Here is a 26,455-nt window from a genome sequence, read left to right on the forward strand (position 1 = left end):
TTTCGCCGCACCGCAAAATCCGGTCATCATACCCTTCTCAACCAAAAGATTAGGAGGGCTTCATGACCACGAGACGCACATTCATGAAGGGCGCCGTCGCGGCCGCCCCCGCCGTGGCGCTGGCGACCCCGGCGATCGCGCAGTCCACCATCAAATGGCGCATGCAGACCTATGCCGGCCCGGCGCTGGCCGAGCATGTGATCAAGCCGGCTATCGACATGTTCAACAAGATCGCCGGCGACCGCATGCAGATCGAGCTGTTCTTCGCCGACCAGCTCGTCCCCACCGGGGAGCTGTTCCGGGCGCTTCAGCGCGGCACCATCGACGCGGTCCAGTCCGACGACGACAGCATGGCCTCGCCGACCGAAGTGACGGTATTCGGCGGCTATTTCCCGTTCGCCTCGCGCTACTCCCTGGATGTGCCGGTGCTGTTCAATCAGTACGGCCTGGCCGAGATCTGGGAGGAGGAGTACGCCAAGGTCGGGGTGAAGCACGTCTCCGCCGGTGCCTGGGATCCCTGCCACTTCGCCACCAAGGACCCGATCCGGTCGCTGAAGGACCTGGAGGGCAAGCGGGTCTTCACCTTCCCGACCGCCGGGCGCTTCCTGACCCAGTTCGGCGTGGTGCCGGTCACCCTGCCCTGGGAAGACATCGAGGTCGCGGTGCAGACCGGCGAGCTGGACGGCATCGCCTGGTCGGGCATCACCGAGGACTACACGGTCGGCTGGGCCGACGTGACCAACTACTTCCTGACCAACAACATCTCCGGCGCCTGGTGCGGCTCGTTCTTCGCCAATATGGGCCGCTGGGAGGAACTGCCGGAGGATCTGCAGACCCTGTTCCGGGTGTGCTGCGACCAGTCGCATTATTACCGGCAGTACTGGTACTGGGGCGGCGAGGCGAGCCTGCGAGTGAACGGCACCAAGATGGAACTGACCACCATCCCCGACGCCGAATGGGCGACGGTCGAGGCGGCCGCCCGGGTGTTCTGGGACGAGATCGCCAAGGAATCCCCGCTCAAGGCGAAGGTCGTCGGCATCATCAAGCAGTATAACGAGGATATGGAAAAGGCCGGGCGGCCGTACCGCTACACCTGACTTATCCGCTAGTCCCGGAGCGGCGGTGGGCCCGCCGCTCCGTCGGATGAAGCCTTACTCGGCCGCTTCGGCCGGCGCATCGACGATCCGGGTCTCGAAATTCGCCGGCGAGACGATCTCCAGCAGTTCCATGTCCGGCGAGCACTCGATCTCCCGGTGCGGGATCAGCGGCCGCTGGTTGATGCAGTCGCCCGCGCGGATGGTGTGCACGCCCTCGCCCGCATACTCGAACTTGGCCCAGCCCTTGAGCACGTAGACCATCTGGAAGTCGCAGTCGTGCACGTGCCAGTGCTGCACCTCGTCGGTGTCCTTGCGGCCGTTGGCCTTGACGATATGGGCGACATAATCGCCGTTCGTCGCGTCCTTCACGCCCAGATCCCGATACTCGAAGATCTTGCGCATGCCCTCGGTGAAGACCGCGTTGGCGGCTTCGTTGTGGCTGAACTTCCAGGTTTCCTTACCCATCGCGTCCTCTCTCTTGGTCGAGTGTTCTTGCTGTTGGGGAAACGATAGCGCGACCGGCCCCGTGCGCCAACGGGTCGGATATTGTCAGGTCCGCCCGACGTCAGGACTGTGCCGGGAACAGGACGGCGTCCAGCCGCTGCTTGAGCTGTTTGGGCGAGACCGGCTTGACGAGATAGCCGTCGACCCGCAGGTCCTTGGCCTGCACCACCGTGTCGCGCTCGGCATCCCCCGTCAGAAAGATTACCGGCAGACGCGTGAACTCCGGCTTGCCGAGGCTGCGCAGCTTGCGCAGGAAGGTGAGCCCGTCGATCGGTTCCATGTGAATGTCGCAGAGGATGACCTGCGGATTGACCCGCAGCAATTCCTTGAACCCATCGGCGCCGTTGGCGACGTCGTGGATCAGCCGGAAGCCGATCTGCCGCAGCAGGCGGACGATGATCTGGCGAACGTGGCTCTCGTCCTCGAGCACGAGAATGCGGATCTGCTCATACGGGTTGGCTTCGTTGAACGCAGTCATCGCCTCGCCCCCAGACTGGATCCGCGATTGAGCGGGATAGGTTGAAAATCATCCCCCAAGACGCGTCCGACTCACAACGACATAATTTTAGGCAAAATATCCTGGAATTCCTCGAAGGTGGGGGTCAGCAGCTCCGCCATGATCCCGGCCATCTCCAACTCGTCATCGTCGAGATAGTCCTGCAGGTCCGCCGCGATCCTGCCGAGGCGGTTCGCCCCTACCGACAGAGCGGCTCCCTTCAGTGCATGGGCGGCGTCGCGCGCCCGTTTCTTGTCGCCGTCGGCGAGCCCGGCCTCGATCTCGGCGATCCGAGCCGGCCAGGTCGCGGCCGCTCCGGCGATCAGTTCCTTCGCCTCGGCATCCAGCGTTCCGAAGGTCTCGGTCAGCGTCGCCGGATCGAACACTTCCGGGTCCCAGTCGACGACCGGACCGGCCGGCTCCTCCGCCGGCACGTCGTCCGCTTCCAGGCGTAGAGCCAGCGCCTGCGGCACGAAACGGGCCAGCATCTCCCCCAGCTTCCGACTGTCGATCGGCTTGGTCAGATAGCCGTCCATGCCGGCCTGGGTGCAGGTTTCCTCGGTGCCGGACAGGGCATCGGCGGTCAGCGCCACGATGGGCAGGCGGGAACCGCCGTCGCCCTCCTCGCGCCGCACGGCCCGCGCCAGCTCGAAGCCGTCCATCTCCGGCATGTTGACGTCCGTCAGCAGCAACCCGTAGCCGGAGGACGCGCGCCACCGCTCCAGCGCGATCCGGCCGTTGTCGACGATCTCGCAGGCGAAGCCCATCCGGGCGAGCATCTGGCGGACCACCACCTGGTTGGTTTCGTTGTCCTCGGCGACCAGGATCAGGGCGTCCGCAATCCGCGCCGCCTCCACATCCGGCGGCGAGAAGGCCATATCGTCGCGCCGCTCGACCTCGATCTCCTCGACCGGCCGCAACCCCAGGCCGATGGCCACCGCCCGCCACAGCGAGTTGCGTGCCACCGGCACCGTCAGCAGCGCGCTTGCGCGGCTCTTCACGGCCGGCGGCAGGTCGGCCAGTTCGCCGCGGTAGCCGAGGAACGCGATGTGCCCCTCCAGCCGATCGAGGTCCGCAACAGCGGGCGCCTCACCACCGCACCGCAGGATCCACAAGGTTCTTGCCCCGGAAGCCTCGATCAGCGAGCCCATCTGGTCGATCCGCTCGATCCCGGTGGCCCGTAGATAGATCTCGCTCACCTCGGCCAGTCGGTCGCCGAGACCGACCAACGCGACCGAGGCGGCGGACAGGTCGTCCGGATATCGCGGCGGCGCATCGCCGAGCGCGGCCAGCGGCAGCTCGAACCAGAAGGTCGAGCCCTCCCCGGCCACGCTGTCGACGCCAATGGTGCCACCCATCAGCTCTGTGAGCCGCTGGCAGATCGACAGGCCCAGCCCCGTGCCGCCGTATTTCCGCGAGGTCGAGCTGTCCGCCTGCACAAAGGCCTGGAACAACCGGGAGCGCTGCTCCTCGGTCAGACCGATGCCGGTATCAGTCACCTCGAAGCGCAGCCGCTCGATCGTATCGGTCTCCTCGGGACCGGCCTCGACCCGGCGGACACGGATGTCGATCCGTCCTTGCTCGGTGAACTTCACCGCGTTGCCGCCGAGGTTCAGCAGGATCTGCCGCAGCCGCGTGGGGTCGCCGAGACGCAGGTCGATGAGGGAGGGATCGTTGTGAACGATCAGGTCCAGCCCCCGCGCCTCCGCCCGAGGGGCCAGCAGCTCCGCCGACCCGCCGACCACCGACATCAGCGAGAACTCGACCTCCTCGATCTCCAGCTTGCCGGCCTCGATCTTCGAGAAATCGAGGATGTCGTTGATGATCGTCAGCAGGGCGGTGGCGGAGTCGATGATGATCCGGGCCATGCGCCGCTGCTCGCCGTCGAGCCGGGTCAGTCCCAGGAGTTCGGCCATGGACATCACCCCGTTCATCGGAGTGCGGATCTCGTGGCTCATCGTGGCGAGGAAGGTCGATTTCGCCTGGGTCGCCGCCTCGGCCACATCGCGCGCCTCGATCAGCGCCGCCTCGGCCTGCTGGCGCAGGGCCACCTCGACCCGCAGCTTCACCGCGTAAGAGGCGACCACGCCGAATACCACCACCACGAGGAAGGCGAAGGTCACGTTTCGATAGACCACCGCGCGGGCCGAGGACAGCACCTGCTCGAGGTCGCGGGCGAGATAGATCTGCATCGGCATCGCCCGGTCCGGATCCAGGTCCGCCTTGGTAGTCAGGTAGCTGTTCCCCTCCGCCTCGACGATCTGCAGCGGCGCGCCGTGCTTGAGCTGAGTCGCCGCAAGGCTTTCGAAGGAGGTCGGGTCGCGATACCGCTCCAGGAATTCGGCGGTGCTCGCCCCCAGATCGGCCGGATCGCCCGCCAGCTCCGGGTGACCCAGGACCTTGTCGCCGAGGTCCGTGGCGAAGACGATATCGGCCGCCTGGGCCAGGGCGCCGGAGGTGGTCAGCAGGGTCTGCGACAGGGATGTGAGCGACAGGTCCACGCCCAGCACCGCCCAGAGGGAGCCGTCCGGGTTCAGGATCGGCTGGGCATAGGTCACGCCCAGCTTGCCGCTGGTCGCGAACTGGTAGACGTCGGTCCAATGCGGCTTGCCGTCGGCGGCGACCAGCTTGTACCAGCCGCGGGTGCGCGGATCGTAGGGTGCGGTGACCCGCGGCGACAACTTGCTCTGGCCCGTCGCCGGATCGTAGATCCGCCACCGGCCGCGCGGATTGATGTCGGGCGTGTCGATGACCCGCTGATAGATGCCGCGGCTGGACGGCCCGCGACTGGAAGACCGTTTCGGGCCAGCGACCTCCAGGTCCTGAACATGCAGGAACCGGCCGTCCGGAAAACCCAGGAAGGCGCCGCTCATCTGCTCGAACTGGCGCACCGGCCCGGTGGCGATAGCGAAGAACAGGGTCGGCCACTGGTTGGGGGGGGCATTTCGGATGCCGGAATCCGCCACCGTACCGCCGAGCGTCAGCGCCGGCTCGAACACCCCGTTCAGCGCCTGGGTGAAGGCGACGGTGGCGTCGCTCAGCTCATGACTGGCATCGGAGACCAGCTCATCGCGCTGCGCGTGGTAGACCCAGTACGAGATCCCGGCGCTGCCGAGCAGCACCGACAGCGCGACGATCCCGAAGACCAGCCAACGGCGAGACAACAATAATCGATCCCCCCAAACCAAGACCCGGCGTCAACTCTAACGCCTAAGTCTTGGCAACGGGAATGCAGCGAGAATCTTATTTTCTATACGGTCTTTCGCCGGTCTCAGAGCGTCCCGGCAACCTGGTCGACCGCGACTTTGGTGGCGGCGACGATCTTGTCCGCCTCTTCGCGGGTGAGGCAGAGCGGCGGGGCGAGGCCGAGGATGTCGCCCTGGGGCATGGCCCGGCCGATCACCCCCTGCTCCAGCAGGCCGGACACGATCCGCGCGCCGACCTTCCGGGCCGGATCGAAATACGTGCGGTCGGCCTTGTCGGCGACGAATTCGACTGCGCAGAGCAGCCCCTCGCCGCGCACCTCGCCCACATTCGGGTGGTCGCCCACGGCGTCGATCAGCGCCTGCTTCAGATAAGCGCCGACGCTGCCGGCATTCTCCACCAGGCCGAGGCTGTCGATCAGCTTCAGGTTGGCGACACCGGCGGCGGCACCGATCGGATGGGCCGAGTAGGTCCAACCATGGCCGATCGGCCCGAACTCGTCCGTGCCCTGCTCCAGCACTTTCCACACCCGGTCGGACACGATGGAACCCGACAGCGGCGCATAGGCCGAGGTCAGGCCCTTGGCGATGGTGATGAAATCCGGGCGGATGCCGTAATGGTCGGAGCCGAACATGGAGCCCAGCCGTCCGAACCCGGTCACCACCTCGTCGGCGATCAGCAGGATGTCGTGCCTGTCGAGCACCGCCTGGATCGCCGGCCAGTAACCCGCCGGCGGCGGCACCAGACCGCCGGTCCCGAGCGCCGGCTCGCCGATGAAGGCGGCAATGGTGTCGGCCCCTTCCCGCTCGATCAGCGCCTCCAGATCGGCCACGCACTCGGCGACGAACTCGGCCTCGCTGCTGGCCAGGTTCGGGCGGCGGTAATAGACCGGCGCGGTGGTGTGCAGGATGCGATCGAGCGGCAGGTCGAACTTCTTGTGGAACAGCTCCAGCCCGGTGAGCGAGCCGGTGACCAGCCCCGAGCCGTGATAGCCCCGCCAGCGCGAGATGATCTTCTTCTTCTCCGGCCGACCCAGAATGTTGTTGTAGTACCAGACCAGCTTGATGTTGGTTTCGTTGGCGTCGGACCCGCCGAGGCCGAAATACACCTTCGACATGCCGTCGGGCGCGCGGTCCATGACCATCTGCGCCAGGGTGATGGACGCCTCGGTGCCGTGGCCGACATAGGCGTGGTAATAGGCCAGTTCCTTCGCCTGCGCGGCGATCGCCTCGGCGATCTCGGGGCGGCCGTAGCCCACATTCACGCAGTACAGGCCGGCGAAGCCATCCAGCAGCCGGTTGCCGTCGCGGTCCTCGATATAGACGCCGGAGCCGCCGGTGACGATACGGTTGGGGCTCTCGCCACGGGCATGCTGGGCCAGATGGGTGGAGGGATGGAAGAAGGACTCCCGGTCCCACTTGTCGAGCTGGTCGTTGGTCAGCATGGCCGCCTACCTCGCATTTTTAGACTTATCGGTTGTGCCCTCGGACATCGCGCAAATCGACCGCCGCCGCAACCTTTGTGGCCGGAATTCGGGGCCGTCAGGCCTGACCCGGTGCGCTCCATAGAGCCTGAAAAGAAAAAGGCGGCCCTATGGCCGCCTTTCCCCGGGTCGGACCACCGGTCAGGTGTTGGCCGCCTCGCCGATATTGTCGACGCCGCGCTCCTCGAGCACGGTGGTCAGCCAGTTCGGATCCATCTCCGGCACCGACGACAGCAGCAGATCGGTGTAGGGATGGTGCGGCGGGGTGAACATCTCGGTCTTCGGGCCGGCTTCCACCACCTCGCCCTGCTTCATCACCACCACCTCGTCGGCGATCGAGCGCACCGTGGCGAGGTCGTGGGTGATGAACATGTAGGCCAGGTTCAGCTCCTTCTGCAGCCGGTCGAGCAGCTTCAGGATCCCCTCGGCCACGAGCTGGTCCAGCGCGCTGGTCACCTCGTCGCAGATGATGAAGTTCGGCTCCGCCGCCAGCGCCCGGGCGATGCCGATGCGCTGCTTCTGGCCACCCGACAGTTCCGGCGGGAAGCGGCTGTAGTATTTCGACGGCTCCAGCTCGATCAGGTCGAGCAGCTCGTCGACCCGGCTCTTCAGCGCACCGCCGCGCAGGCCCATGTAGAACTGGGCCGGCCGGCCGATGATGTCGCAGATCCGAACCTTCGGGTTCAGCGCCGTGTCGGCCATCTGATAGATCATCTGGGCCTGGCGGAGCTGCTCCTTGGAGCGGTCCCTGTAGCTCGGCGGCATCTCCACGCCGTTCATCACGATCTTGCCGGCGGTCGGCGGCAGGAGGCCGGTGATGCAGCGCGCCGTGGTCGACTTGCCCGACCCGGACTCGCCCACCACCGCCACGGTCATGCCGGCATGGATGTCGAAGGACACGTCGTGCAGGACCGGGGTGTCGCCATAGGCCGCATCCACGTTCTGCACGGAGACCACCGGCACGGCATCGCCGCCGGGGCGGGACTTCTGCTCGCGCTTGAAGCTGCGCACCGCCCAGAGGGATTTGGTGTAGTCCTCCTTCGGGTTGGTCAGCATGGTCTCGGTGTCGGCTTCCTCGACCTCGTTGCCCTTGAGCAGCACCTTGATGGTGTCGGCCATCTGCGCCACCACCGCCAGGTCGTGGGTGATGTAGATCGCCGCGGTGTTGAACTGCTCGACGATGTCGCGGATCGCGGCCAGAACCTCGATCTGCGTGGTCACGTCGAGGGCCGTGGTCGGCTCGTCGAAGATGATCAGGTCGGGACGGCAGGCCATGGCCATCGCCGTCATCGCCCGCTGGAGCTGGCCGCCGGACACCTGGTGCGGATAGCGGAAGCCGATCTCCTGCGGGTTGGGAAGACGCAGGCGCTCGTAGAGCTCCATCGCGTCCTCCTGCGCCTCCATCCGCTTGCGGATCCGGTAGTGGATCGGCGCCTCGGTGTGCTGGTCGATGATCTTGTGCGCCGGGTTGAAGGACGCCGCCGCCGACTGGGCCACATAGGCGATGCGCGAGCCGCGCAGGGCCCGGCGGTCGGCTTCCGTGGTCGTGGTCAGCTCCATGCCGTCGAACTCGATCGAGCCGCTGGAGATCCTGCAGCCGTCGCGGGCGAAGCCCATGGCGGCAAGGCCGATCGTGGACTTGCCCGCCCCGGACTCGCCGATCAGGCCCATCACCTCACCCTTGTGCAGGGTGAGGTCGATGCCGTGAACGATCTCGATCCACTTCTCGTCCGAGTAGCCCTCGATCCGCAGGTCGCGGATCTTGAGCAGCAGATCCTTGTTTTTGTTATCGGCCATATCCTTACCCCTTCAGTCCGGAGGACCGGAACAGCATCCAGTCGACGACGAAGTTCACCGCCACGGTGAGCAGCGCGATGGCGCCCGCCGGGAACAGCGGCGTGATTTCGCCAAACGAGATCAGCGTCGCGTTCTCGCGCACCATCGACCCCCAATCCGCGGTCGGCGGCTGGATGCCCAGGCCCAGGAACGACAGGCCGGCCACCAGCAGGAAGACGAAGCAGAACTCCAGCCCGAATTCCGCGATCAGCGGCGCGGTGGAGTTCGGCAGGATCTCCCGCCGGATCAGGTACCAGAGCCCCTCGCCGCGCAGCCGTGCCGCCTCGATGTAGTCCATCACCACCACGTTGCCGGCGACCGCCCGGGTAAGGCGGAAGACGCGTGGCGCATAGATGATCGCAATGATGAAGATCAGCACGAAGGCGTTGGTGCCCATGATCGACAGCAGCAGCAGCGCGAAGATCAACGACGGCACCGACATGATCACGTCCACGACGCGGCTCATGAGGTTGTCGAAGAACCCGCCCAGGGTCGCCGCGATCAGCCCGGCCAGGGCGCCGAGGATGAATGCGAAGGTCGTGGCCAGGAGGGCGATGCCGACGGTGTTCCGCGCGCCGAACACCAGGCGGCTGAACAGATCGCGGCCGAGCTGGTCGGCGCCCAGCAGCATGTTCTCGTCCGCCGGCGCGAAGGCCCCGGCGATCACCTCCGCCTCGCCGTAGGGAGCGATCACAGGGGCGAACACGCCGGCGATGGCGTAGGTCATGATGACGAACAGGCCGAACGTCGCCGTCAGCGGCGCGGTCTTGATCGCCTTCGATCCCTCGCCCCACAGGACGATCACCAGGAACTCCCGGAAGGCGTAGGCGGTCCCGATGCACAGGGCCAGAATTCCGGCGCAGATGGTGATCGTCCAAAGAGCGGACTCGCCGCCGACGATCCCGACGACGAAGGAGACCAGCGTCAGCGAGAACAGGATCAGAAAAGCCGAGCGCACCGAGTAATAGGCGGCCAGGCAGGATGCTCCGATGAGAAGCGCGTAGTAACCGATGACGAAGTAATTCATGACGCTTCCCTCACTTCGGATGACGCAGGCGGGGGTTCGTCAGAATCGCCCCCACATCTGCTGCGAGGTTCAACAGGATGAACGTCGCCGCGAAGATCAGGCAGCAGGCCTGAACCACAGGGAAGTCACGCTTGGTCACGCTGTCGACCAGAAGCTGGCCGATGCCCGGATAGACGAACACCACCTCGACCAGCACCACGCCGGTGATCAGATAGGCGAGGTTCAGGGCGACCACGTTGATGATCGGCGCCCAGGCGTTGGGCAGCGCGTGCTTGACGATGACCTTCCACGCCGGCGTCCCCTTGAGGCGCGCCATCTCGATATAGGGCGAGGCCAGCAGGTTGATGATCGACGCACGGGTCATGCGCATCATGTGCGCGACCACCACGAGAACCATCGTCAGCGCCGGCAGGAAGGTTCGGTAGTACAGTTCGAAGGTGCCGATATCCTGGAAGTTCACGTTGGCAAGAGCCGGGAACCAGGGGTTCTTCACCGCCAGATACAGGACCAGGACATAGCCGAGGAAGAACTCGGGCGAGGAGATCGACGTGAGGGTCAGCACGTTTGCGACCCGGTCGAAGATGCTGTCGCGCAGCAGGGCGACGATGATGCCGAGGATGATGGCCACCGGGACCGCGATCACCGCCGCATAGCTCGCCAGGAACAGCGTCGCCGCGAAGCGCGGACCGATGGTCTCCGCCACCGAGCGTCCGGAGATCAGCGAGACGCCGAAGTCGCCCTGAACCGCGCCCCCGAGCCAAGTGAGATAACGCCAGATCGCGGGCTCGTTCAGACCGAGCTGCTCGCGCAACGCTTTCAGGTTCTCTTCGGTAGCGCCCTGTCCCAGGACCGCTTGGGCAATGTCGCCCGGCAAAAGTTCAACTGCGAAAAAAATCAGGATGGAGATCACAAGCAGGGTGATCAATCCAAGGCCGAGCCGTTTGAGCACGATGCTCAATACGTCGCTCATCTTCCGCCTCCTCTGCAATCGCTTCTAGTTGGCTTGCTGCCAAGTGCGCCTGCGCCGCTTTTTCCGCTTACGGCTTGCAGTGCAGTCCAGCGACAGCCCCCCGGCTACGGTTGTCGTCGATAGTTTGAACCAGCAGACCTTCCGGCACGGGCCGGAAGGTCCACCAGTATCGAACGATCGCTGACGGGTTCTGGTCTGAACCCGTCAAGATCGAAGTCGGTTCAGGAGTCGAACCACCAACGGCTGCAGGCCCGCGCGCCGTCCATCTGCCAGCTCGCGGCAAGGTTTTCGCCATGGGCGACGTTCTTGGCCCGGGCGTAGACGAAGTTGGTGAACATCGGAATGATGGTCCCTCCGTCGTCGCGGGCGAGCTGGGCCATCTCGCGGTACTGGGCGGCTCGCTTCTCCTGGTCGAGCTCGGCCTTGGCAGCCAGCAGCAGCTCGTTGAACCGCTCGTTCTGCCAGTGGCTCTCGTTCCAGGCCGCATCGTCCTTGTAGGCCAGGCTGAGCATGACGTCCGGCGTCGGACGCGCGCCCCACTGCACCATGCAGAACGGCTTTTTCAGCCAGACTTCGGAATAGTAGCCATCGTTCGGCTCGCGGTTCACATTGATGGTGATGCCGGCGGCCTTGGCATGCTCGGCATAGAGCACGCACATGTCGACCGCGCCGGAATACACGCTGTCGGCCGTGGAGAGATCGACCGTCAGGTTCTCCTGGCCGGCCTTCTTCAGGTGGAACTTCGCCTTGTCCGGATCGTAGGTGCGCTGTGGCAGATCCGGCCAGTACGGCATGTTCGGGGAGATGTGGAAGTCGTTGCCCGGGATCGCCGTGTCGAAGGTGATCTTCTTGATGATGTCCTCGCGGTCGATCGCGAGCTTCAGCGCGGTGCGGACATCCACATTGTCGAACGGCGCCACGTCGCAGAACATCGGCATGGTGATCGCGGCACCGGACGGCACGTTATCCACCAGGATGTTCGGATTGCGCTTGAGCAGCGACAGGGTCTTCAGCTCGAGCTGCGTGATGCCGTCGATCTGGCCGGTGACCAGGGCGGTCTGGCGGGCGTTCGGATCGTTCAGCACGGTCATCTCGACCGCGTCGAAATACGCGCCTTCGCCGTGCCAGCCGTCGTGACGCTCGAGCTTGCTGCCGACGCCGAACTCGTTGTGGACGATCTTGTACGGGCCGGTGCCGTCGCCGGACTGCCAGTCGATCGTTCCGTCGCTGTTCGCCGGGCACATGGCCAGGTGATAGTCGGTCATCAGCCACGGCAGGTCGGCGTTGCCGCTGGCCAGCTTGATGGTGATCGTGTGCTCGTCGTCCTTGACGATGTCGACGACATCCTTCAGCAGCGCCTTGGCGGCCGAGGTGCTCTTCTCGCCGCGGTGGTGGTTGAGCGAGGCGATCGCGTCATCCGCCGTGAACGGCTTGCCGCTGTGGAAGGACGCACCCTTCTGCAGCTTGAACGTCCACTCCGTCGCGTCGTCCGTGGCGCTCCAGGACGCGGCCGCGTCGGGGCCGAGTTCATTGGTCGGCGTGATCTGGGTCAGATAGCTGCGATAGGTGTGCGCGAGCTGGATGATGGAGAAACTGAGATAGGTGCCGGGATCGTGGGTGTCCGAAGTGTTCCCGTCATGAGTGCCGAGACGGAACGTGCCGCCGCGCTTGGGGGCAGCCATCGCCGCCTTGGAGGTCCAAAGGCCTCCCGCCGCCGATGCAGTAACGCCGGCGGCCATCGCGTAATGCATGAAGTCACGCCGAGACAGCCGGCCTCGCTTTGCCTCGACGGCCATGCGATCGATCAAGTCGTCGCGATATTTTTCTGACATGGTAGCTCCCTTCCGATTGGTCCTATGCGAGCGATTTTCGAGGGTCTCTGCGTGTTTGGTCATTGGATGTTTATAGGACCCTATCGTTCCCATCCGAGATGGCTACCGTAACACTGTAGGAACACACTGTCCCCCTTGGCGGCCCGTTTTCTCGCATTTTCACAAATTGCCCGGGTCCTGACCTCGTCTTGGAAATCCAGTCGCCTCGAAGTTGTTACCCGAAGAAACAATGTTCCAAAAGCGACATGACCCGCCAGCTCAGGCAGGCAATTGGCCCTACACATTTCGTTTGGAATTTTCCCCCGAGTCGTCGCGCCCCAGTAGACAAACACGAACGCCGGAAAGTGCTGACGGTTCCCAGCCAGGAGTAAGAAGACAGACAATTCAGTCGGATCGAATCGGATGACGTCGGTGCAGGCAGGGGATTCGACTGCTCACTCGACCGGGCGAGAGCGCTCCTCCAGCCAGGTCTCCAACGCATCGGCGAAGGGAGCGAGACTTTTATAGCCGCGCATGTCCGCCGGCATGGTCCGCAGGGAGCCGAGCATCGCCGCCGCCAGATCCGGTCGGTCCGCGATCGCCCCGATCGGATCGACCAGAGTCTTGATGCCGAACACCAGGACGCCGCTGTTCGGAAGCCGGCGGAAGGTCTGGCGTTCGATCCGGATGTGCAGGCGCGCGGCGACGGTCTGCGGCGTGATCGTGGGGTCGATCCCCTTGCGCCCGTGTCCGGTCGGTTGGAACAGCGCGGGGTCGTCCAGCACCGACCAGTTCAGCCGCATATAGACCTGATCCGCGGCGACCCCGCTGAAGAACCGTTCCACGGGCCGGTTCAGCTTGTCGTTGAAGCCGGGCACCGGATCGTGGATCGCGCTCATGGGCCGGCCGATCTTGTCCGCCAGCCGCCAGCGCGCCGGGAAGCACAGGGACGCGGCAATCAGCCGATGGCCGTCCTCGCCCGGCTGCATCAGGCAGAGATCCTCCTGCACCAGCCGCCCCGCGAGATCGAGCGGCCGGTCCGCGAAGTCGGCCCGGTTCAGACGGCCCCCGTCCCAGGCGGTGCGGACCTGGCGGTCATCGGCAAAGACCCGCCCGGGATGGAACGCCGCAAGTGCCTCCAGGACCGCCTCGAGGCATTCCTGTTGCGCCTCCTCGCTGCCGGGCAACCCGGCGAAGACCTCGCCATGGGATCCGGCCAGGAGGCGCTCCTTTTCGGCCATGTGATCCGAATAGAAGCGGTCGATATCGAGCCAGTCCGCGGGGGCGACTTCCTTGATCCCGAGCGTGAGCTGAAACCGCCCCTTGCCGTAGGGCACGTAGCGCGGGGCGGTGGTGCCGGCCGCGGTCACGGCAGCCAGTGCGGCGTGCCGAACGCCACATTGTTCGCCTCGTGGCGCTTCGTCGTCCGGATCGTCAGCCGCATGCCCGGCTCCAGCGAGGTCGGCCGCAGGGCCAACCACAGCCACCCGGCCTGGGCGGGTCGGCCCAGGTAAAACTGGGCGACCGGCTGGCCGGCCGGGTTCAGGAGCTCGATGGTGGTACCGTGCGGCCACCGGTTGGTCAGGATCGGTAGCAGGACGCCGCTCGCCCCACCGGGATCGCCTAACTCGATCGACGCATCGAAGCGGCGATCCTCCTTGCCGAAGCTGCCATAGGCCGGCATCGCCTCCGCGGGCACCGGAAACGGTCCCGTGCCGCCATCGAGCGGGCCGCCGTCAAAGGTCCACGGCCCTGCCAAGGCCACGGTCGCCCCGGCAGGCAGCTCGGCCAGGAACAGATCGGGTGCCGCGGACACGGTGCCGGCAAGCCGGCACCGGCTGCCATCGCCGAAAACACCTTCCACGGTGATCACCCGAACACCCGGATCCGGGATATCGCCGAAGGCCTGATATCCACGGTCGGACGGTTTGGGGTGGGGGATCGGCACCCGGTCAAGGCGCGGGTCGAGCGCCTTTCCCCAGGCTATCACCTTGCCTTCCAGCGTGCGTCCGACGACCCAGGGCGGTTGGCGTCCGGTCGCCGGGTCGATCATCCAGGCGGCGAAGGTAACGCCGGTCACCGGATCGATCTGAAGCCGTTCGGCCGCTCCTTCGCAGAGCGGACCTGCCACAGCCGGGCCGTCGGCGAATACCGACGCAGGTGGCTGGAAGCGCTCGAGCTCGGAGAAGGGTCCCAACTTGTTGCTGCGCATCATGTCGAGCACGCCCGCCGGATGGGGAGGCCAGTGAGGATAGATCCAGACCATCGCCTCCGGACGATACCCTCCGGCGAGATGGCTGACGATGGTAAGATCGGCGAGATCGCGCACGATCGCGCGGGTCGGCATCTCGCGGATGCCCTTCACGACCCCGGGCACCAGAAAGAGGACCACGAGAAAGCCGAGCGCCGGCGGTTGGAGCCTCGGCATGGATCGGCTCAACAGGTCGTCCATAACCAGCATTCCGACGATCATAAGAAATACCATCGAGGGCGTGGTGTAGCGCGATGCGTCGGACGATCCCAAACCGAACTGCAAGCGGCCCAGCGCTGTCAGGAAGGCCGCCACCAGGATGAAGCCGCAGACCGCGAACATCGCCATGCGGGCCGGCGGGCAATGACCGGGCCGAAGCAGGTTGCGCACGCCGGCCGCTACAACTCCGAGGATCGCGGCCACGCCGACAATCTCCTGACCCAGGGTCCCGATCTGGCCGATCCCGGAGGTCAGGTAGCGAGCCATGTAAAGCAGGAAGACGAAGGCATCCGCATCCGCAGGCAGGTTAAGACCGGTGCGCGGTCGATGCAGGAATCCGGAGATCTCAATCGCCAGCAGCGCGCCGCCGATCAGCAGCACCAGCAGGCACCAGCCCAAGGGCAGGCGGCGCCAGAAGACGAAGAGGATCATCAGCGGCCAGACCGCCAGGCCGTTGAACATGCTGTAGGTCGACAGGATTGCCGACGTCACCGCGCCGACGACGCAGAGGCCGAGCCGGACCGGCCGCCCCTCGTCCACCGGCGCCCAGGCGATCAAAGCGAACGCGAATGTGGCGAACAGCCAGACCTGGACGAATTGGACCTGAAATCCCTGCAGCAGGTTCTCGTATTGGACGGGAGAAACCATCGCGGCGGCGGCCAAGGCGAAGGCCACCAGCGCCGCCTTCTTAGACTGGCCGAGCCCCCGGAACAGGGCCGCCAAAAGGACGGCATGGAGCAGGGCCGAGACGAAGATGACGAGCAGAAGGAAGGTCTGGCGCCCCTGGACCAGCAGGATGTCGGCGATGAACCACAGCCGCGGCACCACCAGGCGATGCTCGTTGTGATGGGCGTAGAGGTTCTTCAGTCCATATCCGGCGAATCCGCCGGATCCCAGGAAACGATAATAGAAGTCGACGATGTCGTTGGTCGGCGTCGATGTGGAGAACAGCAACGGATACGCGGCGCCGAAAGCGATGGTCCCTAGTGCGACGGCAATGGAGAACGCGACAACGCTCTTCATCGACCGCCTTCATCCGTAGCCGACCGGGCGGCGAACGAAAAATGGCGATGGCCGAGATAGCTGGTCACCGCCGGGATCACGACGCCGATCAGATGGGCGACATCTTCGGCATGCCAGGCAAAGCCGACTGCCGGAAACAGGTAGCGGGCCAGCCCCACGCTCACCAGCCAGACCTGCGCCAGGGCCACGACGTTCACTAGGGCGAAGCGGAAGAACTCGTCCCCGGCGCTGCGCCCGGAGGCCTCGAAGACGAACAGCTTGGCGAGCACATAGGCGGTGGTCATCCCGACCAGATAGGCGACCACCACGGCGGCCTCGAACGGCATGACGAAACTGAAGAGCCAACGCGACAATACGTTGGCGCCGGCCGCGATTCCGCCGGTCACCAGGAAACGGCCGAATTCTCCGAGGACCAGAGTCCGTGCCACGTCCGCTCCTCAGCCGGCGAGAGAGGCGGGGATGGCAGCCGCCATCTCCTCGGCGACCCGGGCGCTTTCGCTGATCCCGCGGTCCTCCGGGTAGTAGAAAGAGGTATCGGCGATCTGCAGGCCGCGGATCGGCGTCCGGATCCGCGGGATCTTGGCCAGGAAGCCGGGCTCGCACACCGGTTGGGCATAGCGTAGTCGGCCGACGGACCAAGCCTTGAGATCGCTGTCCCTCACGGCCGGGTTCAGGCGTTTCAGGCAGGCCATGCTCTCGTCGATGAACGCCTGGTCGTCGCGGCCGAACTTCGGGTGGGTCGTCGGCATGTAGAACGGCACATAGACCACCGTGTCACCCACGTTCCGGAGATTAGAGAACTGGATGATACCCGGTATCTCGATCGACCGGTCGTTAATATTGACCCAGAAGTGCTCGGTGACCGACGTCTTCAGGCGCAGAAGAACGCAAACGACGCCAATATTCACAATGGCATCGTATTTCGCTTTCCAGTCGGCCGGAAGGGCCGGCACCAGGGAAGTGACCAGCGGCGTCGGCATGGTGGAGATCGCGGCCTCGGCCGGCTCGACGCCCGCATCGGTGCGCACGCCGACGACCTTGCCGTCCTCGACCATGACCTCGCGGGCGGGAGTGGCCAGCTTGATCACCCCGCCGCGCGCCTCGATGGCCTCGACCAGGGCGGTGACCAGGGTCTCCGACCCACCCTCGATATAGCCGAGTTCTTCCTGCATCAGGGATCGGCGGGAGGTGCCGACCCGCTTGATCCGGGTCCAGATCCAGGCGGCGGAGACATTGTCGGCATATTCGAAGAACTTCAGGTCGAACAGCCGGCGCCACAGCACGTCATAGGCGCGCTTGCCCGATCCCTTCTGGATCCAGTCCTTGGCCGAGACGGTTTCCAGATCCGACCAGTCGTTGCGCTTGGTCGACAGGAACATCTGCAGCCCGTAGCGGAACTTGGAGATCCAATCGATCTTCGGGAAGGTCAGCAGCGCGATCGGATCGCCCCAGCGGTACATCTTGCCGTCGACGAAATAGCCCATGGACGTGCCGGTCCAACGCATCCTGTCGCCGATGCCGAGCCGCTCCATCAGCTTGAAGGTCGGTTTATCGGCCTTGCAGACGAAATGGTAGAACCGCTCAATCGACAGCCCGTCCAGGTCGAGATGGGCCGCCATGCCGCCGGGCACGGAATCCGCCTCGTAGACGGTTACCTCATGGCCCGCTTCCAGCGCGTGATAGGCGGCGGCGAGCCCCATCGCCCCGGCGCCGATGATCGCGACCTTGGCCATTCCGGCCTCCTCAGAAGTCCAGAACGACGCCCGAATATTTCGGGTCGTTGAAGGTGATGGCCAGCGCCTCGTCAAGCGGGGTGGCGCGCACGCCGAAGATCGACGGCCAGTCGATCACCTCGAAGCTGTCCGGCGTGACGAGCGCTTCCAACTGCTTGGTGGTGAAGGGCGGGTCGCGGTCGAACACCGCATAGACCCGGAGCAGCATCCAGAACAGGCTGTAGGGGATATGGACGATCGGAGTCTTCGCCCCGCTCGCCCGTCGCACCGCCTTGATGAGATCGACATAGTCGACCTCCGCCTGGCCGGAGATGTTCCAGGCGCCCTCGCGCCGCTCGTCCAGGCAGACCAGGATGATGTCGGAGAAGTCGCCGCCATAGAGCGGCTGGCGCATGTATTTGCCGTCGCCCGGGATCGGAAAGACCGGGGCCTTCTTCATGAACCGGGCGAGCCAGCCGAGATGCTTGCGGTCGAACCAGCCGTACATCAGCGTCGGGCGCAGGATGGCGTGCGGGATGCCGCTCTCCACCACCAGCGTCTCCTGGGCCTTCTTGCTTTCGGTATAGAGATCGACCGCCTTGGAGTTCACCACGGAGGACGACGCGTGCACCAGATAGGGCACGCCATGCCCCTTCATGGCGTCGAGCACCAGCCGCGTGGCGCGCACGTTGTTGGCCTCGAACTCCTCGGGATCGAGGCCGCCGATCTGGGCATGAAGCTGAATGACCGCGTCGGCGCCCTTGAACGCCTCGCTCCACGAGCCCGGCTGCGCCAGATCGGCGGCGATCACCTCGATGCCCGGGTGAAGCCGCGCCAGCACCGGCGTGTTGGTGGGGTGCTTGTCGATGGCGACGATCTGGAGGTCGGCCCGGTCGACGATGCGCGCGATCAGGTTCTGACCGACCAGGCCGGCGGCTCCGGTGATGACGATGCGCGGCATGGGATCAGATCTTCATCTTGTTGAAGATGGGCCGCGGCAGATGGCGGATGATCAGCATCACGAAGCGCCAGAACCAGCGGGTGTAGATCTCCGGCTTCCTCTTCTCCACCGCCTTCTGGATGTCCTCGGCCACCTGGTCCGGCGTCGCCCAGAGCGGGCCGTCGCGGCCATCGATATGAGCGGTCATCGGCGTGGCGACGAAACCCGGCTTCACGCAGATCACCGTGACGCCGGTCCCGGCAAAGCGGTGTGCCATGCCTTCCAGATAGGTCGACAGCCCGGCCTTGGCGGCACCGTAGGCGTAGTTGGTGCGCCGGCCGCGGTCGCCCGCCACCGAGGAGATGCCGACCAGCGTGCCCGACCCCGCCAGCTCGAACGCCCGGGCGGCGAGTTCGCACCAGACCACCGCGCTGGTGAAATTGGCTCCGATGCCGCGCAGCAAGGCGTCGGTGTCGCGCTGCGCCTCGGCCTGGTCGCCGAGGATGCCATAGGCCAGGAACACGATATCCACCCCGCCCAGGGTCTGGACCCAGCCGGAGAAACGCGCGTCGGCGCCATCGGTGTCCGCCAGATCCTCTGCAACCGTCTGGACATTTCCGGCGCCGCGCGCCTTCAGGTCGTCGGCGATCGCGGCCAGCTTTTCGCCGTCCCGCGCCACCAGCAGCAGGCTGTCGCCCGACGTGGCGCGCAGGCGGCACCAGCGCTCGGCGATGGCGGAGGTGGCCCCCAGGACCAGGATACGGCTTTTCGCGGCCATTGCGGATCAGGCCTCCTCGGTCATACGGCGCCAGAAACTCGACATCAGGACGGGGTCGCGCGCCGCTTCCAGTTCCGTCCACCGCGGGTAGCCCGCGCGGAACATGGCCTGCGGCAGGCGCCCGTCCTTGGCCGGGTATAGACGCCCGCCCGCCTCTGCCACAACCCGGTCGAGCCGGGCGAGCAGCGACAGGGTCTCGGCACCGCGGTTGGCGAAGTCGAGCGCCAGGGTCGCGCCAGGCGTCGGGAAGGACAGCACGCCGGGAGACGGTACATCACCGAAAGTCTTGAGAACCGCCAGGAACGACGCGTCGCCGCTGGCCGCGACGGTGTCGAGCAGGGTCCGCGTCGCCTCGCGCATGGTCGCCACCGGGACCGCGCATTGCCACTGGTAGAAGCCGCGCGGCCCGTACATGCGGTTCCAATCGCGCAGCCGATCCAGCGGGTAGAAGAACGGATCGTAGTGCTGGCGGCCGTGGAATCGCGCGCCCGGCCGGGCCCGGTACAGCCGGTTGAAGGCACCGACGGTCACGCTGTTGAGCAGGCCGCCCGGCGGGGTGACGGGCATCCGCGGGCCGCCCTGCCGATGCGGGTCCAGCCCACCGGTCTGGGCCCAGCGGGCGCGGGAGAAGATTCCGCGCCCCAACTGCGCCCCGCGCGCCAGGGTATCGACCCAGGCGACGGTGAACGGCCAGCTTTCCGAGCGCTGCGACAGGGAAAAGAAGGCGTCGAGGTCGTCGAACGGCAGGTTCTCGACATCGAGCATCGCCGACGCGATCCGCTCCAGCCGGAGTTCGACCCAGGTGATCACGCCGGTTAGACCGAGTCCGCCGATGGTCAGGGCGAACAGATCCGCATTCTCCTGCGCCGAGCATTCCAGCGCGCCCCGGTCGCTGCGCCAGAGCCCGAAGCGGGTGACGTGCCGTCCGAAGCTTCCGGCCAGGTGATGGTTCTTGCCATGGACGTCGTTTGCCACCGCCCCGCCGAGGGTGACGAACTTGGTTCCCGGCGTGACCGGCACGAACCAGCCGGCCGGCACCACCGCCCGCAGAACCGCGTCCAGGGACACGCCGGCATCCGCCCGAAGGATCCCGGTCTCCCGATCGAAGACGATCAGCCGGTCGAGCCCGATCGTGCGGACTAGCCCACCCCCGAGATTGAGGCCGCTGTCGCCGTAGGATCGGCCCAGACCATGGGCCAGGGTCGATCCGCCCGCCGCGGCCGTCTCGCGCACGGCCTCACCGACCGCGGACTTTATCGCCGGTTCCGCGACGATATGGCGGCCGCGATGGACCCGGCCCCAGGCCAGGACCTTGGTGTCCTCGCGCGCGGTCATGCCGCCACCAGGATCGCCAGCAGCGCGATCACCCCGAGGAGGAGGCTCGGCGGATCCTTCAGGGCGAAGACCACCGGGTCGTCGTGGACCTCGCCGCGGCGGGCGAGCAGCCACACGCGCGGCAGCCAGAAGCCGATGGCCACCGGCACCACCCAGAGCCATTCCGGGTCAGTGAGCCGGACCACATGGACCGGCTCTACCGCCAGATAGATCATGAAGATCAGAACCGACGCGATGCTGGTGGTCATGCCGAAGGTCTCGATGAAGCCGCTGTCCCCGGCGCGATAGCCGCGGCCCGGGATAGCGTCGAGCCCCCTCGCCTCCAGCCCGCGCACCTCCACCAGCCGCTTCACCAGGGCAAGGCTGGTGAACAGGAACATCGAGAAGGCCAGCAGCCAGGCCGGCGTCCCGTTGTCGATCAGCGTGTGTCCGGCATACAGGCGCAGGGTGAAGAGCGCACCGAGCACCACCACATCGACCACCGCCATCGCCTTCACGCCGAAGGAATAGGCCAGGGTCAGGCAGAGATAGGCAGCGAGGCACCAGAAGGCCCCTATCCCCGCCAGGGCGCCCAGGATCAGTCCGGCAACCACGAGCAGGGGTGCTGCCACGATGCCGATGGCGACCGGCAGACGCCCCGACGCCAGTGCCCGCAAGCGCTTGGTCGGATGCCGGCGGTCAGCAGCGAGATCGAACAGATCGTTCAGCAGATAGGTCCCGCTTGCGACCAGGGAGAAGCCGAGAAAGGTCGCCAGGGCGGCGAGAGCCACCGCCGGCTGCGCGAGGGTGCTGGTCAGGAGCAGCGGCAGGAAGATCAGGCCGTTCTTGGCCCATTGATGCAGGCGCAGGGACGAGCGCAGCGCCTTGAGCTCGTTCAGCGGCTCGCCGAACGCGGCTTCCACGGACGCCTCACGATCGATGGCCGCACGGCGCTTCAGCGCGGCATTCACCGGGATCGCGCCGGCGGCCACCTTCCAGACGTCGGAATCGATGGCGCTGTCGCCGGCATACACGAAGCCGCCGGGATGGCGGGCGGCGAGCACCTGCGCCTTGGCCGTTCCCTTGAGGTTGGTCGTGCCGTTGCTACCCTCGACATGATCGAACAGGTCGCCGAATCGCCCGGCGACCTTGGCGACCAGCAACTGGTCGGAGGCGGAGACGAGTTCGATCCGCCGACCGCCCGCCTTCTCGGCCCGCAGGTAGTCGACCAAATCCGCGGTCGCCGGCAGGGAGTCCACATCCAGCGCTTCGGTGGCGATCAGCGCCAGACGGCGCTTCAGCACCGAGCGTCCGGCGGCCAGCCAAAACGGCAGCAGGAAAAGGATCCAGGGACGCCGCCGCAGGGCGACGAGAAACGACTCGTACAGCAGGTCGGTGCGCAGCAGAGTGCCATCGAGATCGACGCAGATCGGCGGCTTCATCCCCATCGCGGTCCGAGACTCCCGGTCCGCCCCCAAATATCGGTACTGGCTACGCGGACGTTCTAGAGCACGCGCGGATCAAATTGAAACAAAATGGGCGCAGCAGAGCCGGCCGCCCCGTTGCCGCCGGCGCCGGACCTCACTGCGGTCCGCCGGGGGTCCGGTTGCGCTCTCCGTGAGCGATCAGCCAGCGGTCGGCGCGGGTCTCCGCGTCGGCGATTTCCGGCGCGTTCAGCAGCTGGCGAACCGCCGCCGACATGGACTCTCCCTGCTCGAGCCCCGCCCGGTCCGCGAGGATCAGCCATTTCAGCGCCTCGACCAGATCCTGATCGACCAATTCCCCCTGCGCCAGGATGCCCGCGAGGTTCAGGAAAGCCTCCGGAATCCCGCCGTCGGCGGCACCATGGTACAGCGCCAGCGCGCGCTCGGCGTCGACCGCGCCGCCTTCGCCGGTCTCCAGCATGACCGCAAGATTGTACTGCGCGTCGGCGAGCCCCTGGTCGGCCGCCTTGCCGTACCACTCCCGCGCCGCCGCGGAATCCTGCTTCACGATCTGCCCGAACTGGTAGAGCTGGCCAAGTTTGAACTGGGCGAGGGCGAAGCCCTTGTCGGCGGACTTGCGGTACCACGCGATCGCGTCCTTGGGATCCCCGCCGGCGCGCAATCCCTGCTCCAGGGTCAGCCCCAGATAGAACATCGCCTTGGGATCGCCGGCATCCGCCGCCTCGCGATACCAGTTCATCGCCTCGCCATAGGTGCGGGGCACCGGCACCTCGGCATCGGCCGACTGAACGCTGCCCTGGGCCATGGCGGCGGGAGCCAGAACCGTCTGCGCTGTCAGGGGGAGGACGCAGAGGCTGGCCAGAACGAGCAGTCCGGGAAGGCGCATGGTCACTGGCGGTCTCGCCCCGACGGCGCCGAGCATATGTGAGGCGTCACGGGCTGAGAGGTCCTGTTCCGCTATGGGCCCGCGGCGCCGGCCCCTGATAGCCGACAAGTCGGTTCGCCTCGCTCGCTGGCAAGGGCTGCGGGTAGCAGTTCACCTTGCCGAGCGTGCGGTAGCAGTAACGGGGCTCGACCTCGGGCACCGGTTCGGTCTTCGGCGGCTCGAAGGCGGTCTTCACGCCGTCCACCGCCGATTGCATGGAGGCCCCCACCTCCGCGCAGCCGGCCAGCAGCCCGACGCAAGCGACCACCAGAACGGCCCGTATCGGACCCTGTCCCAGTGTTCCCATCGCCCTTCACCCCCGTCCAAACATCAGCGGCCCCCCGCTGTCAGTCGAGGAGTGTAGAGTAAACCGCCAAGTTATTGAAGAGTGTAGCGAAACACCGTCGGGACACTCTTCGCGATGGTTAATGCAGGGTGCGCAGCACGCCGCCGATCGTGTCGGCGATGAAGTCGATCTGGTCCTTCTCGACGATCAGCGGCGGCGAGAGCGCGATGATATCGCCGGTGGTGCGGATCAGCAGGCCCTTCTCGTAGCACTGCTTGAACGCGTCCATCGCCCGGGCCGTCGGCTTGCCGGGAATGCCCTCCAGCTCGACCGCGCCGACCATGCCCAGGTTGCGGATGTCGATGACGTGGTTGGTGCCCTTCAGGGAGTGCATGGCGTCCTCCCAGTACGGCGCCAGCTCCGCCGCCCGCTCGAACAGGCCCTCGTCGCGGTACAGGTCGATGGTGGCGAGACCGGCGGCGCAGGCCAGCGGGTGGCCGGAATAGGTGTAGCCGTGGAACAGCTCGATGGCGCCCTCCGGCGCGTCCATGAACGCGTCGTAGATGCCGTCGCGGCAGAACACGGCGCCCATCGGCACGGTGGCGTTGGTGATGCCCTTGGCCGTGGTGAAGATGTCCGGCTTCACGCCAAAATAGTCGCTGCCGAAGGCGGAGCCGAGACGGCCGAAGCCGGTGATGACCTCGTCGAAGATCAGCAGGATGCCGTGCTTGTCGCAGATGTCGCGCAGGCGCTGGAGGTAGCCCTTCGGCGGGATCAGCACACCGGTGGAGCCGGCGACCGGCTCGACAATGACGGCGGCGATGGTCGAGGCGTCGTGCAGGGCGACGATCCGCTCCAGGTCGTCAGCCAGATGCGCGCCCCATTCCGGCTCGCCCCGGGTATAGGCGTTATGTTCCATGTCGTGGGTATGACGCATGTGGTCGACGCCGTTGAGCAGGGTGCCGAACTGCTTGCGGTTGCCGACGATGCCGCCGACCGAGATGCCGCCGAAGCCGACCCCGTGATAGCCGCGCTCCCGGCCGATCAGCCGGGTCCGCGTTCCCTGCCCCCGGGCGCGCTGATAGGCGAGCGCGATCTTCAGGGCGGTGTCGACCGACTCCGAACCCGAGTTGGTGAAGAAGACGTGGTCGAAGCCCTCGATCATCTGGGTCAGCCGCGAGGCGAACTCGAAGGAGAGCGGGTGGCCCATCTGGAAGGCCGGCGCGAAGTCGAGCACCTCGGCCTGCTTCTTGATGGCGTCGACGATCGGCTTGCGCCGGTGGCCGGCATTCGAGCACCACAGGCCCGAGGTGCCGTCCAGCACCCGGCGGCCGTCGGCGGTGATGTAGTGCATGCCCTCGGCCTCGACGAACAGCCGCGGGTTCTGCTTGAAGTCGCGGTTGGACGTGAACGGCATCCAGAACGACTCAAGGTCGTTCGGTTTGGTCGACTCATTGGCCGCGAGGGACATGGCATACTCCATTGAAGCTGGTCGGGCGATACTAGGAGCGATTGGGCGTTCACTCCACCTCGTACTTCAGGGCGACAGCGCCGGTCTCGTAGGCATCAACCGAGACCAGATGCAGGCCGAGGGCATCCGCCTCGCCGGCGAAGAGCGGAATGCCGGCGCCGAGCAGAACCGGCATGACGAACAGCTCCACCGTGTCCATCGCGCCCATGGCCCGGCAGCCTTCCACCGCGGCCGGTCCGCCGACGATCCACACCTGGGCGCCGTCCTCGCGCAGTTCGGCGATCAGCCCCGCCAGATCGGACGTCCCCTCCACGCCCTGCGGCGCGTCGGGTATCGGCCGCGAGGTGAGGACAAAAACCCGCTTGCCGGCATAGGGCCAGCCCCCGAAGCCCATGACCTGGTCGAAGGTGGCGCGGCCCATGATCAGGGTATCGACCTCGGCCATGAACGCCTCGGTACCGTAGTCGACGCCGGTCTCGTAATCGTTCAGCCAGTCGATCCCACCCTCCGCGTCGGCGACATAGCCGTCGAGGCTGGTGGCCATGTAGAGACGGAATGTGGCCTCGGCCATTTGACAATCCTTCGCTCATTGGCGCACTGACGGCGCGGGCGCAGTGGTGTAGGCATTTGTGCCGACGGAGCGCAAGGACGCGAGGGGAGAGAGTCGTGGGGAAGACGCTGGTCATCCAGCCCCTGCCGGGTATCGGCGACATGGTGTGGCACCTGCCGCATCTGAAGGCGATCGCCGACAGCGCGCCGGACGGCAAGATCGCGCTGGTGACCAAGCGGCGCTCGGCCGCCGACCAGATGCTGGAGGGAGCGCCGTGGATCTCGCAGATCGGCTGGCTCGACCGCGCCCAGGGCAAGGAGAAGGCCGGCCGCCACGACGGCCCGCTCGGCGCGATGCGGCTGGGCACCGACCTGAAGGCGTTCGAAGCGGACACGGTGTGGATCCTGCACCGCTCCTGGCGTTACCTGACGGCGACCCGCATGGCCAATATCCCGAACCGGATCAGCTACCGCGAGCTGCCGAACGAGGGCCGTGACCTGCACCAGGCGGACAAGGCGACCGCCCTGCTGCGGCAGCGCGGGCTGACCGTCGACCCGACCCCGCGGCTCGACCCGCCGGCCGCCGCGAAGGCGGAGATCCAGCGGCTCTACGGCGAGTTGCCCCGTCCCTGGCTGGTGCTGGGGATCGGCGCGTCGGAGCCGTTCAAGCTCTGGCCCGAGGGGAATTTCTCGGCACTTGCCCGCGCCTTCACCGACCGCACCGGCGGCAGCGTGATCCTGGTCGGCGGTGAGGCGGAGAAGGAGAGTGCCGAGCGCATCCTTCAGAACGCCCGGGGCGAGGTGGTGCTGGCGATCAACCGCCCGATCGGCCAGGCGGCGGCCCTGGCGGCGACGGCGGACGCATTTCTCGGCAATGACAGCGGGATGCTGAACCTGGCCGCGGCGACGGGCGCGCCCACCATCGGCCTGTTCGGCGGCTCCCCGCCGCTGGCGCTGTATCCGAACCTGGACGCGCTGCAGCCGGCGGGCGGTGCGGAATACCGGGTCGACCGCATGGCCGAGATCGAAGTGGAAGCGACGATGAACGCCCTCAGCCGGGCGCTGGGGTAGGCGCGCCCATCGCTCCAGCGATCGCGCTCCGGATCCCGGGTCA

General features: G+C 66.3%; 22 protein-coding genes. 2 read left to right on the forward strand and 20 right to left on the reverse strand.

Annotation, left to right across the window (positions count from 1 at the left end; translation table 11 throughout):
- Nucleotides 1-62: 62 nt before the first annotated feature.
- Nucleotides 63-1,097, forward strand: a complete 1,035-nt coding sequence (locus T8K17_RS21635; RefSeq protein ID WP_322331808.1) for a TRAP transporter substrate-binding protein — start codon at nucleotides 63-65, stop codon at nucleotides 1,095-1,097.
- 54 nt (nucleotides 1,098-1,151) lie between these two features.
- Here the strand turns inward: T8K17_RS21635 and T8K17_RS21640 are convergent, their stop codons facing one another.
- The 20 genes from T8K17_RS21640 to T8K17_RS21735 all read right to left on the reverse strand — a co-directional run bounded on the left by T8K17_RS21640 (nucleotide 1,152) and on the right by T8K17_RS21735 (nucleotide 25,363).
- Nucleotides 1,152-1,562, reverse strand: a complete 411-nt coding sequence (locus T8K17_RS21640) for a cupin domain-containing protein (protein ID WP_028792748.1) — start codon at nucleotides 1,560-1,562, stop codon at nucleotides 1,152-1,154.
- 100 nt (nucleotides 1,563-1,662) lie between these two features.
- Nucleotides 1,663-2,079 (reverse strand): response regulator, encoded by a 417-nt coding sequence (locus tag T8K17_RS21645; protein ID WP_322331809.1) that lies wholly within the window; start codon nucleotides 2,077-2,079, stop codon nucleotides 1,663-1,665.
- 71 nt (nucleotides 2,080-2,150) lie between these two features.
- Nucleotides 2,151-5,261: an ATP-binding protein gene (locus tag T8K17_RS21650; RefSeq protein ID WP_322331810.1), complete on the reverse strand. Its 3,111-nt coding sequence runs from the start codon at nucleotides 5,259-5,261 to the stop codon at nucleotides 2,151-2,153.
- A 107-nt stretch (nucleotides 5,262-5,368) separates the two neighbouring features.
- Nucleotides 5,369-6,745, reverse strand: coding sequence for an aspartate aminotransferase family protein (locus T8K17_RS21655; RefSeq protein WP_322331811.1), 1,377 nt, complete (start codon nucleotides 6,743-6,745; stop codon nucleotides 5,369-5,371).
- A gap of 180 nt (nucleotides 6,746-6,925) precedes the next feature.
- Complete coding sequence (locus T8K17_RS21660; protein ID WP_322331812.1) at nucleotides 6,926-8,581, reverse strand: ABC transporter ATP-binding protein; 1,656 nt, start codon at nucleotides 8,579-8,581, stop codon at nucleotides 6,926-6,928.
- A gap of 4 nt (nucleotides 8,582-8,585) precedes the next feature.
- A complete protein-coding gene (locus T8K17_RS21665) occupies nucleotides 8,586-9,647 on the reverse strand; it encodes an ABC transporter permease (RefSeq protein ID WP_322331813.1) in 1,062 nt (353 codons plus the stop codon).
- Nucleotides 9,648-9,657: 10 nt separating this feature from the next.
- The gene (locus tag T8K17_RS21670) at nucleotides 9,658-10,617 is read right to left on the reverse strand and encodes an ABC transporter permease (protein ID WP_322331814.1); all 960 of its coding nucleotides are present in this window, start codon (nucleotides 10,615-10,617) and stop codon (nucleotides 9,658-9,660) included.
- Between the two features lie 221 nt (nucleotides 10,618-10,838).
- On the reverse strand, nucleotides 10,839-12,368 hold the full coding sequence (locus T8K17_RS21675; protein ID WP_322331815.1) for an ABC transporter substrate-binding protein: 1,530 nt from the start codon (nucleotides 12,366-12,368) through the stop codon (nucleotides 10,839-10,841).
- Between the two features lie 515 nt (nucleotides 12,369-12,883).
- A complete protein-coding gene (locus T8K17_RS21680) occupies nucleotides 12,884-13,798 on the reverse strand; it encodes a DUF3445 domain-containing protein (protein WP_322331816.1) in 915 nt (304 codons plus the stop codon).
- On the reverse strand, nucleotides 13,795-15,921 hold the full coding sequence (locus T8K17_RS21685; protein WP_322331817.1) for a hypothetical protein: 2,127 nt from the start codon (nucleotides 15,919-15,921) through the stop codon (nucleotides 13,795-13,797). Before T8K17_RS21685 ends, T8K17_RS21680 begins: the two co-directional genes overlap by 4 nt.
- Nucleotides 15,918-16,349 (reverse strand): GtrA family protein, encoded by a 432-nt coding sequence (locus T8K17_RS21690; RefSeq protein ID WP_322331818.1) that lies wholly within the window; start codon nucleotides 16,347-16,349, stop codon nucleotides 15,918-15,920. The genes T8K17_RS21685 and T8K17_RS21690 overlap by 4 nt, the downstream gene beginning before the upstream one ends.
- A 9-nt stretch (nucleotides 16,350-16,358) precedes the next feature.
- The gene (locus T8K17_RS21695; protein ID WP_322331819.1) at nucleotides 16,359-17,654 is read right to left on the reverse strand and encodes an NAD(P)/FAD-dependent oxidoreductase; all 1,296 of its coding nucleotides are present in this window, start codon (nucleotides 17,652-17,654) and stop codon (nucleotides 16,359-16,361) included.
- A gap of 10 nt (nucleotides 17,655-17,664) precedes the next feature.
- Nucleotides 17,665-18,594, reverse strand: coding sequence for an NAD(P)-dependent oxidoreductase (locus T8K17_RS21700; RefSeq protein WP_322331820.1), 930 nt, complete (start codon nucleotides 18,592-18,594; stop codon nucleotides 17,665-17,667).
- Between the two features lie 4 nt (nucleotides 18,595-18,598).
- On the reverse strand, nucleotides 18,599-19,351 hold the full coding sequence (locus T8K17_RS21705) for an SDR family oxidoreductase (protein WP_322331821.1): 753 nt from the start codon (nucleotides 19,349-19,351) through the stop codon (nucleotides 18,599-18,601).
- Between the two features lie 6 nt (nucleotides 19,352-19,357).
- The gene (locus tag T8K17_RS21710) at nucleotides 19,358-20,686 is read right to left on the reverse strand and encodes an FAD-binding oxidoreductase (RefSeq protein WP_322331822.1); all 1,329 of its coding nucleotides are present in this window, start codon (nucleotides 20,684-20,686) and stop codon (nucleotides 19,358-19,360) included.
- Nucleotides 20,683-22,113, reverse strand: coding sequence for a UbiA family prenyltransferase (locus T8K17_RS21715; protein WP_322331823.1), 1,431 nt, complete (start codon nucleotides 22,111-22,113; stop codon nucleotides 20,683-20,685). Before T8K17_RS21715 ends, T8K17_RS21710 begins: the two co-directional genes overlap by 4 nt.
- A 133-nt stretch (nucleotides 22,114-22,246) precedes the next feature.
- The gene (locus tag T8K17_RS21720) at nucleotides 22,247-22,996 is read right to left on the reverse strand and encodes a tetratricopeptide repeat protein (protein ID WP_322334992.1); all 750 of its coding nucleotides are present in this window, start codon (nucleotides 22,994-22,996) and stop codon (nucleotides 22,247-22,249) included.
- A 46-nt stretch (nucleotides 22,997-23,042) separates the two neighbouring features.
- Complete coding sequence (locus tag T8K17_RS21725; protein WP_322331824.1) at nucleotides 23,043-23,342, reverse strand: hypothetical protein; 300 nt, start codon at nucleotides 23,340-23,342, stop codon at nucleotides 23,043-23,045.
- A gap of 118 nt (nucleotides 23,343-23,460) precedes the next feature.
- Nucleotides 23,461-24,792, reverse strand: a complete 1,332-nt coding sequence (locus T8K17_RS21730; protein WP_322331825.1) for an aspartate aminotransferase family protein — start codon at nucleotides 24,790-24,792, stop codon at nucleotides 23,461-23,463.
- Nucleotides 24,793-24,841: 49 nt separating this feature from the next.
- Nucleotides 24,842-25,363: a dihydrofolate reductase family protein gene (locus tag T8K17_RS21735; RefSeq protein ID WP_322331826.1), complete on the reverse strand. Its 522-nt coding sequence runs from the start codon at nucleotides 25,361-25,363 to the stop codon at nucleotides 24,842-24,844.
- Between the two features lie 95 nt (nucleotides 25,364-25,458).
- Here T8K17_RS21735 and T8K17_RS21740 point away from each other — a divergent pair, with 95 nt between their 5' ends.
- Complete coding sequence (locus T8K17_RS21740) at nucleotides 25,459-26,412, forward strand: glycosyltransferase family 9 protein (protein ID WP_322331827.1); 954 nt, start codon at nucleotides 25,459-25,461, stop codon at nucleotides 26,410-26,412.
- Nucleotides 26,413-26,455 lie beyond the last annotated feature (43 nt).

This window comes from Thalassobaculum sp. OXR-137 (assembly GCF_034377285.1).
Lineage (GTDB): Bacteria > Pseudomonadota > Alphaproteobacteria > Thalassobaculales > Thalassobaculaceae > Thalassobaculum.